The sequence below is a fragment of the Modestobacter sp. DSM 44400 genome (assembly GCF_900107175.1).
Taxonomy (GTDB): Bacteria; Actinomycetota; Actinomycetes; order Mycobacteriales; family Geodermatophilaceae; genus Modestobacter.
Map to the genome: position 1 here is coordinate 65,084 of NZ_FNOZ01000022.1, position 9,905 is coordinate 74,988.

General features: G+C 70.8%; 11 protein-coding genes, 1 tRNA gene and 2 pseudogenes. 10 read left to right on the forward strand and 4 right to left on the reverse strand.

From position 1 onward, the window contains the following. Positions 1 to 55: 55 nt before the first annotated feature. The 3 genes from BLW04_RS14650 to BLW04_RS14660 all read left to right on the forward strand — a co-directional run bounded on the left by BLW04_RS14650 (position 56) and on the right by BLW04_RS14660 (position 817). Complete coding sequence (locus tag BLW04_RS14650) at positions 56 to 247, forward strand: type II toxin-antitoxin system VapB family antitoxin (RefSeq protein ID WP_091542657.1); 192 nt, start codon at positions 56 to 58, stop codon at positions 245 to 247. Continuing rightward, complete coding sequence (locus BLW04_RS14655) at positions 247 to 615, forward strand: type II toxin-antitoxin system VapC family toxin (RefSeq protein WP_091542596.1); 369 nt, start codon at positions 247 to 249, stop codon at positions 613 to 615. The genes BLW04_RS14650 and BLW04_RS14655 overlap by 1 nt, the downstream gene beginning before the upstream one ends. Before the next feature lie 129 nt (positions 616 to 744). Beyond that, positions 745 to 817 (forward strand) — tRNA-Ala (locus BLW04_RS14660). Between the two features lie 200 nt (positions 818 to 1,017). Here BLW04_RS14660 and BLW04_RS29655 read toward each other — a convergent pair. Together BLW04_RS29655 and BLW04_RS27590 are read right to left on the reverse strand one after the other, a co-directional pair. Next, positions 1,018 to 2,043: pseudogene (locus BLW04_RS29655) on the reverse strand (tyrosine-type recombinase/integrase); the annotation flags it as partial. Positions 2,044 to 2,074: 31 nt separating this feature from the next. Further along, positions 2,075 to 2,812 carry a helix-turn-helix domain-containing protein gene (locus BLW04_RS27590; protein WP_217631046.1) on the reverse strand — a complete coding sequence of 246 codons (738 nt, stop codon included), beginning with the start codon at positions 2,810 to 2,812 and terminating at the stop codon, positions 2,075 to 2,077. A gap of 700 nt (positions 2,813 to 3,512) precedes the next feature. Between BLW04_RS27590 and BLW04_RS29660 the strand changes: the two are divergent. The 3 genes and pseudogenes from BLW04_RS29660 to BLW04_RS27595 form a co-directional block, all read left to right on the forward strand. After that, positions 3,513 to 3,794 (forward strand): annotated as a pseudogene (locus BLW04_RS29660) (iron chelate uptake ABC transporter family permease subunit); the annotation flags it as partial. Then, positions 3,685 to 4,257, forward strand: a complete 573-nt coding sequence (locus BLW04_RS28460; RefSeq protein WP_256375483.1) for an iron chelate uptake ABC transporter family permease subunit — start codon at positions 3,685 to 3,687, stop codon at positions 4,255 to 4,257. The pseudogene BLW04_RS29660 and the gene BLW04_RS28460, both read left to right, overlap by 110 nt. A 76-nt stretch (positions 4,258 to 4,333) precedes the next feature. Beyond that, entirely contained in the window at positions 4,334 to 4,546 is a 213-nt protein-coding gene (locus BLW04_RS27595) for an iron chelate uptake ABC transporter family permease subunit (protein ID WP_254781566.1), read from the forward strand. Positions 4,547 to 4,748: 202 nt separating this feature from the next. On the opposite strand, the gene BLW04_RS29180 is transcribed toward BLW04_RS27595, so the two are convergent. Both BLW04_RS29180 and BLW04_RS14685 read right to left on the reverse strand, forming a co-directional pair. After that, the gene (locus BLW04_RS29180) at positions 4,749 to 5,276 is read right to left on the reverse strand and encodes a S4 domain-containing protein (RefSeq protein WP_091542600.1); all 528 of its coding nucleotides are present in this window, start codon (positions 5,274 to 5,276) and stop codon (positions 4,749 to 4,751) included. Next, on the reverse strand, positions 5,212 to 5,826 hold the full coding sequence (locus tag BLW04_RS14685; protein ID WP_175484064.1) for a TetR/AcrR family transcriptional regulator: 615 nt from the start codon (positions 5,824 to 5,826) through the stop codon (positions 5,212 to 5,214). The genes BLW04_RS29180 and BLW04_RS14685 overlap by 65 nt, the downstream gene beginning before the upstream one ends. Positions 5,827 to 6,155: 329 nt before the next feature. On the opposite strand from BLW04_RS14685, the gene BLW04_RS14690 reads away from it, so the two are divergent. The 4 genes from BLW04_RS14690 (at position 6,156) to BLW04_RS14705 (ending at position 9,484) form a co-directional block, all read left to right on the forward strand. Beyond that, positions 6,156 to 7,340: a zinc-dependent alcohol dehydrogenase gene (locus BLW04_RS14690; protein WP_091542608.1), complete on the forward strand. Its 1,185-nt coding sequence runs from the start codon at positions 6,156 to 6,158 to the stop codon at positions 7,338 to 7,340. 68 nt (positions 7,341 to 7,408) lie between these two features. Next, positions 7,409 to 7,882, forward strand: coding sequence for a hypothetical protein (locus BLW04_RS14695; RefSeq protein ID WP_091542663.1), 474 nt, complete (start codon positions 7,409 to 7,411; stop codon positions 7,880 to 7,882). Positions 7,883 to 7,935: 53 nt separating this feature from the next. Next, complete coding sequence (locus BLW04_RS14700; protein WP_175484065.1) at positions 7,936 to 8,949, forward strand: SDR family oxidoreductase; 1,014 nt, start codon at positions 7,936 to 7,938, stop codon at positions 8,947 to 8,949. A gap of 43 nt (positions 8,950 to 8,992) precedes the next feature. Further along, positions 8,993 to 9,484 carry a hypothetical protein gene (locus tag BLW04_RS14705; RefSeq protein WP_091542618.1) on the forward strand — a complete coding sequence of 164 codons (492 nt, stop codon included), beginning with the start codon at positions 8,993 to 8,995 and terminating at the stop codon, positions 9,482 to 9,484. Positions 9,485 to 9,905: the final 421 nt, after the last annotated feature.

Below are 9,905 nucleotides of genomic sequence, written 5' to 3' on the forward strand. Positions count from 1 at the left end.
GATGCCGCTGTTCGTGCTTGGAGGCTGATGCCGCTGTTCGTGCTTGGAGGCCCTGATGCGAACCACGCTCGCCCTGGACGACGATCTTGTCGCCACCGCGCGGCAGCTGACCGGGCTGACCGAGAAGACCGCGTTGGTCCGTGCGGCTCTGACTGCACTGATCCAACGTGAGAGCGCTGCCCGGCTGGCCCGGCTCGGCGGCACCGAGCCGCAGCTGGAGGAGATTTCGCGGCGACAGCTGGACTGATGGTCGTCCTGGTCGACACGTCGGTGTGGATCGACCATCTGCGCACCGGCGATCCAGGCCTGACGCGGTTGCTCGGACGCGCTGAGGTGCTCGCGCACGACTGGGTCATCCTGGGGACTCTGCGGGACCGGGCAGGGGTGCTGGGTCTGCTGTCGCAGCTGCCGCGGGCGCCCGTCGCCTCGGCAGCTGAGGTGCTCACGCTGATCGATCGGCACGGGCTGGCCGGCGCGGGCATCGGCTACGTCGATGCCCAGCTGCTCGCCTCCGGGAAGTTGGCCGGCGCGCGGGTCTGGTCCCGGGACAGGCGGCTCGCCGCCGCAGCGGCCCGCCTGGAGCTGAGCCACCCGTCGCTCGATCCGAGCACCTGACTGCTCGGGAGAGAGTTGTTCGGGGCGTCGGGCTCGCCTTGTCGGCGACCCCCTGCGGGCCCCCGCGGGGTGTCGCCCCGGGGCCTGTATGGTTACGTCCGGCTCGGACACACCAGACCGGGTCGGTTCGGGGCTGTGGCGCAGCTGGTAGCGCACCACACTGGCAGTGTGGGGGTCAGGGGTTCGAGTCCCCTCAGCTCCACTCGTTCGACCAGGCCGTTCTCCATCTGGAGGGCGGCCTGATTCGTCTCTGGTTGCAGTTGTGGTTGCAGTTGGAGTGACTCCACCGGGCAGCAGCAGGGCGCTCATCCGGTCGGCGGCCTCCCTGGCGAGAGCCGGCATCACGTGGCTGTAGATGTCCATGGTGGTGCGCATCTGGCTGTGGCCGAGCAGCTCCATCACCACTCGCGGGTGCACGTTCTCACTCAGCAGCAGGGTCGCCGCGGTGTGCCGACCGTCGTGCAGCCGCACGTGCCGGACGCCGGCGGCCTTCAGCAGCCGCGTCCAGTCGTCGTAGTCGGTCTTCTTGTCGATCGGCCGGCCGTTGGCCTGAGCGAAGACCAGGTCCTCGTCGTGCCACTCCGAGCCGGCCAGCATCCGCTCGCCGAGCTGGGCGGCCTTGTGCCGGTGCAGCTCGGCGACCAAGGGGAGTGGGAGTGCCAGGGTGCGCTGGCTGCGCCGGGTCTTGGGCTCCTCGTAGACCAGACCGCCGCCGCGGACCCGGTGGATGCTGCGCCGCACCGTGAGAGTGCCGGTGAGCAGGTCAATGTCCTTCCACTGCAGCGCCAGCGCCTCGGACTGCCGCAGGCCGAGCGCCAGGGCGACGGTCCAGCGGGCGGAGTTGCGCACGTGCTCGGCCGCGGCCAGGACGGCGCGGGCCTCGCCGAGGTCCATGGCGGTGGCGACGTCGCTCTGCTTCTGGGCGGGCGGGTCGACCAGGGTCGCGACGTTGCGGGGGACGTGGCCGCGCTGCATGGCGACGGTGAGCGCGCGGGACAGGATGCGGTGCTGGCGCAGCACGGTGGCGGGGGAGTAGCCGTCGTCGAGCAGCGCGGTGTACAGCTGGTCGAGGTGCTCGGGGCGCAGCCGGTCGAGCCGGTGCCGGCCGAGGCCGGGAACCAGGTGCTTGCGGACGGCGGACTCGTAGCTCTCCAGCGTGCGCTGCCGCACCCGGCGCGGGGCGATGGTGGTGAGCCAGTGTTCGAGCCAGTCGGCCACCGTCGGGGTGGAGACGGCGCTGATGGTGCCGGTGTCGCGCTTGCGCTCCAGCTCGCGGACCTTCGCGACGATCACGGCACGGGTCTTGCCGGTGACGTGGCGGCGGTCGAGCTTCCCGTCGGTCGTGAAGCCGACCGAGACGTAGCCGTGCCAGCGCCCGTCGGCGCCCTGGTAGATCGTCGACTCACCGTTCGCTGCTCGCCCAGCCATCGCTCGTCCCGTCGTCGGTGGTGCGCAGTGTTCAGCAGCCCGCTGACGGGCGGCCAGTGCTCGCGGTGAACAGCGCCGGCTGGTCCACAGCGGTTCGCGCGCGAGTCCGCGTGCGGGTAGCCGGTGGGGGAGTGTCGAGCCGGCTGACGTAGCGCTCGAGCTCGGCACGGGAGATCCGGCAGCTGCGGCCGATGTGCACCGGCCGCAGCTGGCCCTCCTTGATCAGGGCGTAGACCGTGGTCCGCCCGACCCGGAGGACGTCCGCCGCCTCCTCGGTGGTGAGCAGGAGCCTGTCGCCGCTCACGTCCGCTGGCCGTTCGGAGTCGGTGCGCATGTCGTCCTCCCGGTGGGCGTTGCGGACGACCGATGGCGTAGCCAGGTCGTTCCTCGCCTGGAGCAGGCGCTCCGATCGCCCGGTTGGTGACGGGTGGACGCGAGGAGCTGGACGACGGCGGGCCGGCCAGGACGGTGGTGAACCGCGCCATCCGGTGCTGGCGAACGGGGTGACGTCGGGATCGTCGTCGTCACCCCAGGCCAGCTGGCACGTCACCCCCGCGTCATGGTCAGTGCGGGCGGGGAGCTGTCCGGCTGCGGATGTAGATCCGGCGGTCATCGCGACGTCGACTGCGGTCAGGGCCACGGACAGCTCGTCCAGGTCTCGGTTGTAGATGCGGCCCTTGTTGAGCTGGGTGACGAGCTCACCGAGAACGCCAGGCCAGTCGTGGCGGGTCGGTGGGAGGGGCACCGGCGTCTCGACCCGTCGTTCCACGACTTGCACCGCCGAGAGCCCCGAGGATGCCGCGCGCGCCTGTCCCCACGCTCGTTGCCGGCAGGACGCCGAGCACCACTTGGGAAGCCGCCCCGTCGCCTTGACGGTGATCGGCCCACCGCACCACCCGCACGTCGATGCGGCGCGCCGCCGAGGCTGGGCGACGGACTCGACCGCTCCCGCCAGCGCTGCACCCGGGTCACCGGACGGCGACGCGTTCGGCCGCCCCGACTGCTGCACCCTCGTTGCTCGGCGCCCTGAACCATTCCGACGTCTGCCCATGCTGGTCACTGTCCGGATCAATGTCCCAGCCGACGTCACCCCGATCCGTCACGACGGAACGGCAGTCCTGGATGCAGGAGGTGTGATGGCCCCCGATCTTGATGTCTTCAGTGGGGCCGATCTTGGGCGACGTGCGGGTTCCGAGCGTTGGCGGCGAGGTCGTCGCTCTGGTGGCAATGTCCCGGGTCGATGTTCACGGTTTGGTTGAGCGGTCGGCGGCAGCGCCAGCTGCAGGGGAGCCCCGTTTCGCGCGGCAGTGCGAGCCCGTCAAGAGATGGTGTCGACGATCGGGTGGGGCTGCAGCGCAGGGCGGTAGCGCCTCGGATCCCGCGGGGGCGGGGACGCGCGCGCGAGGCTGGATCGCCGGGAATGTAGAGGAGGGCAACCTAATAGCCGTGGTGAGAGTCGTTCGGTGACCGTGCCCGCTGTTCTGGACCGCCGACTGCCCCTGCGGCGCGCGCAGCTGGGGGTCGGCCTGGTCGTGCTTTCCGGAGCCGTGCTGGTCGTGGCCTTCACGGGGTTGGCTGTCGGCACCCGATCGTTGCCGCTCGCCGACGTGCTGGCCGTGCTGGGCGGAGAACGGTCCGGGGATGCCGCGATCATCGTGCTGGAGCAACGCCTGCCGCGGACGGTGCTGGGGCTGGCGGTGGGCGCTGCGCTCGGTGTGGCTGGGGTCGCGGCCCAGCGCCTTACCCGGAACTCGCTGCCGGACCCCCGCACCGCTCGGGATGTCTGCCGGCGCGGCGCTGGCCGTCGTCCTGGGCATCACGTTCGTCGGCGCCCGGACCCTTCCGGCGCACATCGTCTTCGCCACGCTGGGCGCCGCTTTGGCCGGCGCGACGGTGCTGCTGATCGCCGGGCGGGAGGGTGCGCGGGCCGGCTCCACCGAGCTGGTCCTGACCGGCGTCGCCATCTCCGCTCTTCTGGCGGCGGCGACGACCACGCTCGTCCTTCTGAGCGCGGCAACGCTGGAGGAGTACCGGTTCTGGGCGGTGGGCGCGCTGTCGGGACGCGGGAACCGCACTGCCGCCGTCGTGGTACCGGTGCTGACCGTCACAGCGCTGCTCGGGTGGGCCTGTGCGCGGTGGCTGGATGCCCTGGCCCTGGCCCTGGGAGACGAGGCGGCGCGGGGCCTGGGCCTGCAGCTGGGCGGATGCGGCTGACGATCGGCGGCGTCGTGGTCCTGCTCACCGGCACGGCGGTGGCCGCCACTGGGCCGATCGCCTTCGCGGGGCTGCCGTGCCACACGCGGCCCGGGTGTTGACCGGCGCCCGGCACGGCTGGTTGCTGCCCTACGCCGCGGTGCTCAGGGGCATGGTGCTGCTGCTGGCCGACATCCTGGGCCGGGTCGTCGTCCGTCCCGGCGAATTGAGGGTCGGCATCGTAATCGCGGTCCTCGGCGCGCCGGTCGTGCTGGTGCTGCTCCGCCGGTTGCGGACGGTGGCGCAGTGACCGCGATCCGCCCCCTGATGGTCCGGGCCGGTAGCCGCGCCGTCGCCCTCGGCGCCTGACCGCTCTCGGCGCTCGTCCGGCCCCGGGCGCTGCTCGTCGGCGGTGTGACGGCCGTCGTCGCCGCTGGCCTCGCGGGCCGAGTGCGGGAGGGTCGTCGGCGTGCGGCCTGCGCGAGAGGGCGCACCCGTGACCGCCGGGCCGCTCAGCGCGAGTAGTACTCCACGACCAGCCGCTCCTCGCACACCACCGGGATCTCCGCGCGCACCGACGGTCGGGCGACTCGGCAGACCAGGTTGGCCAGGGACACGTCCAGATAGCCCGGCGCGTGCCCGCCGGAGGCGGCGACCTGGAACGGCTGCTTGGCCTTGGACCGATCGGCGATCGCGACGACGTCCCCGGGTCGCAGTCCGTAGGAGGGGCGGTCCACCCGGCGGCCGATGACGGTGACGTGGCGATGGACCGCCGACTGGCGAGCCTGGTAGGTGGTCCGCGCAAACCCGTCACCAGAACCGGCGATAGCTGCGGAACCCAAGATTGGGGTAGAGCACGTACGCGCCAAGAAGGTGCGCGACCGTCCTTTGGCGTCAGCGAGAAGGTCGACCGCGACGCCGCCACGGTGTGTTGACCCATCCGATAGCCGATCCTCTACCGGGGCTGTCGATCCTCTACCGGGGCTGTCTTGAGGACGGCGCGTAGGACCTGAGCTGGCTGAGTGCGATGGCGAGCGCATGGCGCATGGGGCGTATGTCGCGCTTTGTGGAGGAGAGGAGGTACCCGCCCTGCAGCACGGCGATCGTCGACTCTGCGAGGGTGTCGGGGTCGGCGTCGTCGCACAGCAAGCCTCTGACTTGCATGGCTCGTAGTCCGTCGCCCAGGAAGGACTCCCAGCGGGTGAAGGCGTCCGCGGCCCGGCTGCGGAGCGGCTCACCTTGGTCGAGCAGCTGGCTCGAGATCGACCCGAGGGGACAGCCGCGGTAGCCCCGCTGGTTCTGCTGCATGTCGACCATGGCCTGGAACCAGGCGGAGATGCCCTCCCAGGTGTCGAGTGGGAACAGGCTCTGCTCCTGCAGGACCTGGTCGAGTTGGTGGCCGAGCACCTCGGCGACGAGCTCTTCCTTGCTGGAGAAGTAGTGATAGAACTGGCTCTTGCCCGTCCCCGAGGCGGCCAGGATGTCCTCGATGCTGGTGGCGTTGACGCCCCGCTCATACATCAGCGCGGCCGCCAGCCCGACGATCCGGCTTTTGGTGTCTTTCCCGCGGCGGGTGGTCGGTTCTGGCATCGGCTGCCGCCTCGGTCGAGAGGTGGTGGGGCGTTCGGTCGACGCGAGTCCTACCCGACGTGGGCGTTCCCCACGCAAGCCGTGGCCCACGACGCATCCAGGTAGCGGTAGGGGGAGCCGGCGCTCGGGCAAGGCCCGCATGGAGGGCCGGCGGCGGCGAGCGAGGTGCCATGGGAGGCGGGCGCAGTGACGCTGCCCGGGTCTCTGCACGCATCAGGAACTGTACCGAGGAGTACAAACGCTGCCTGCGGGGTAGCGAGCAGCACGGCCGGTAGCTGACGGCGCCGGCCGGCGCACCCGGTCCGTTCCGTATCGCTCGAGGAGGCCAGATGAGGGCATTGACGTGGCAGGGCACTCAGAAGGTGTCGGTGGAGACCGTCCCGGACCCGCAGATCCAGGAACCGACGGATGCGATCGTGCGGATGACCTCGACGGCGATCTGCGGCTCGGACCTGCATCTCTACGACGTGCTCGGGATGTACCTCACGCCGGGCGACATCATCGGCCACGAGCCGATGGGCATCGTGGAGGAGGTCGGCCCGGGGGTCAGCCACATCAAGCCGGGCGACCGGGTGGTCGTGCCGTTCAACATCTCCTGCGGGCACTGCTGGATGTGCACCCGCGGTTTCTTCGCGCAGTGCGAGACGACGCAGGTCACCGAGCAGGGCAAGGGTGCACGCCTGTTCGGCTACACCGCCCTGTACGGGTCGGTGCCCGGCGCACAGGCCGAGTTGCTGCGGGTGCCGCAGGCCCACTTCGGGCCGATCAAGGTCCCGCACGAGCACCCCGACGAGCGGTTCCTGTTCCTGTCCGACGTGCTGACCACTTCTTGGCAGGCCGTGAAGTACGCCGACATCGAAGCCGGTAGCACCTGCGCGGTCATCGGCCTGGGTCCGATCGGACAGATGTGCGCCCGGATCGCCAAGTACCTCGGCGCGGAGCAGGTCATCGCTGTGGACAGCGTCCCCGAGCGGCTGGAGCTCGCCCGACGACACGGCATCACCGTGCTCGACGAGCGCACCGTCGACGAAATTCCGGGCGCGATCCTGGAGCTGACCGGCGGCCGGGGGGTCGACGGGGTCGTGGACGCCGTCGGGATGGAAGCGCACGGCACGCCGTTCCAGGCCTTCGCGCTCGCCGCGGCCGGCAAGCTTCCCGGCCCGCTGGCACGTAAGGCCGCCGAGACGATGGGCGTGGACCGGATGGGCGCGATGCGAACCGCATTCGCGTCGGTCCGCCGCGCCGGAACGATCTCGCTGATCGGGGTGTACGGCGGACAGGCCGATCCGTTCCCGATGATGAACCTGTTCGACAAAGGCGTGACGATCCGGATGGGGCAGGCGCACGTCAAGCGCTGGGTCGACGAGATCATGCCCGCTCTCACCGGCGACGACGACCCACTGGGCACCGAAGACCTCACCACCCACGCGCTTCCGCTGGAGCAGGCCCCGCACGGCTACGAGATCTTCCAGAAGAAGCAGGACGGCTGCATCAAGGTCGTCCTCAAGCCCTGACGACACTTCCCGGCCACCATGGCAGGGGACGAAGCACCCACACCCGTGACCACCTCGGAGGAATGATCATGCAGCTGGACAACAAGCCGTCGACCGCGAGCGTGCTGGGCCGGGGGGTGCTCGCCGGGCTGGCCGGGACCGTGGTGATGACCGCGTTCCAGAAGCTCGTCGAGATGCCGCTCACCCAGCGCGAGGAGAGCTACGCGCCGGCGGACTTCGCCGAGAAGCTCCTGCCGGTGCACCCGACGACCCCCGCGGGGCGCCAGCGGCTGAACTACATCACCCACTTCGCACTGGGCGGCATGTGGGGCACCGCGTACGGCATCGCGGCCGCCAACGGGCTGCGGGGCCAGAAGGCGGTCAACACCGTCTTCGCGGCCGTCTACACCGGCGACGTCCTGCTCAACACCACGCTCGGGCTCTACCAGCCGAGCGAGTGGACGGCCGAGGACTGGGCGATCGACGTCGTGGACAAGTACGTGCAGGCCCAGGCCACCGGCGCCGTCTTCGACCGCGTCCTGGACCCGGCCCGCCAGTCCTGACCGTCCCACCCGAGCCGCCGCACCGCATGCCGGCTGAGCAGAGGAGGCACGCCGTGGGCACGACCGGCCAACGCGTCGTGGTGATCACCGGGGCGTCGTCAGGGATCGGACGGGAGACCGCGAGGCAGTTCGCCGCCCAAGGTGCGGCGGTCGTGCTGGCCGCCCGCGGCAAGCCGGCGCTGCAGGCCACGGCCGAGGAGGTCACCCGGGCCGGCGGGACGGCGCTGGTCATGCCCACCGACGTCGCAGTGTGGCCCCAAGTACAGCACCTCGCGCAGGCGGCCCGCGAGCGCTTCGGCCGGATCGACGTCTGGGTCAACAACGCCGCGGTGTCCGGCTACGGCGAGCTCAACACGCTGCCCGTCGAGGCGATCGACCGGATCCTGGACGTCGACCTGCGCGGCCAGGTGTACGGGGTCAAGGCGGTCCTGCCGATCCTGCGCGAGCAGGGGCACGGCACGATCATCGGCGTCAGCTCCGGGCTGGGGGTGCGCGCCGTCCCGTTGATGATCCCTTACTGCATCGCCAAGTCCGGGGTCAACGCCCTCTACGAGGGACTGCGGCTGGAGGAACGGCACGCCAAGTCCGGTGTGCGGGTCACGACGATCCTGCCGGCGTCGATCGACACCCCGTTCTACGACTCCGCGGCCTCGTGGATGGGTGTGCGGCCGGCGCCGATCCCACCGGTGTACCGGCCCCGGGCGGTCGCCGAGGCCATCGTGTTCGCCGCGGACCACCCGCGGCGCGACATCTACATTGGCGCCGCAGCCCAACTTGCGATGCTGCAGCGGCTCAGCCCCGCCCTGACCGACCGACTGCTGGCCGTCGGCGGGCAGGTCTTCGGCCGCCAGCAGCGCAACGAGCCCGACCGCGGCCAGAGCAACCTGACCGAGCCGACACCGAGCAGCGGAGCCGTGGACGGCGGGGTGGTCCGGTTCGCGCTGCCCCGCAGCCGCTGGACCCGCCTGGTGGGCTCGCACCCCGCCCTGGCCAGAAGCGCCGCGATCGCCTCGGCCGGGACCCTCGGCTGGCGGCTGGCCCACCGTCGACCAGCTCGGCTCCGCTGATGGGAGAAGCCAGGACACTCGGAACTCGACCGTCCGGGGCTCGGTGAGCATCGATCCGATCGCAGCCGCCGTCGCGGGACTCCTCGCCGCCCAGCTGATGGAGGCCCCCACCTACCTCCAGCGAGCGGCCGGGCTCGGTCTGCGACAGGACATCTTCGCCGAGGGCGGGGCCATCCTGCGTGTCCCCCGGCGCTACCGCAGGCTCGCCGGCTGGGCTGGGCACGCCCTGTTAGCCGTTGTGATTGTGCTGCTGTACGCCACGTTCTTCCAGGCCGTCGCGCACAACGACCACCTTGCCTGGTGGGGCATGCTCGCCGGCGCGATCCACGGTGTGATCGGTGGGATCGTTGTCGGGGCCTGGCCCGATCTGCACCCCGACATGCCGGACCCCGTCCCGGCGCCCGGCGTCTTCTACCGCCACTACGGTCGCCGCGACGTGGTCGAGTTCGTCGTCGGGCACCTGTGGTTCGGTCTGACCGCAGGCGTCCTCTACGCCCTGCTGCACGCCAACCTCCCGTTCAGCGCGGCCCTGTAGCAGCTCTCGTCGTGCGACGGCCGGGCGCTGTCACAGCGTGACGGCGACTTGGCCTCGCTCGACAAGCAGCACCGCAAGCCGAACGGCAGCCAGACGACGGCCGGCCGTGCGATCTTGTACCGCAGATGATCGTCCACGGACAGTCGCTGCGGGTGCTGGCGGGGCCTTCGCCCAGTCCTCGACCTCGGCCACGCAGACATCCTCGACCATCCGACGACGGTCACCGGCCCGCCGGCGTCAGCCCCGCAGACGCTCCGCAGCCCACCAAGATACGTGCGGCTGTAGTACTAGCCTCGAGATTTCATACCAGCCGGCCTCGACGGGAAGTTGATCAAACGGAAAGTGCCCCTGACCTGCGAGAATGGGACTTGTCGAGAGTCCATGCCACGCTGATCGAGGAGCACCTTCCAGGTGAAGAAAC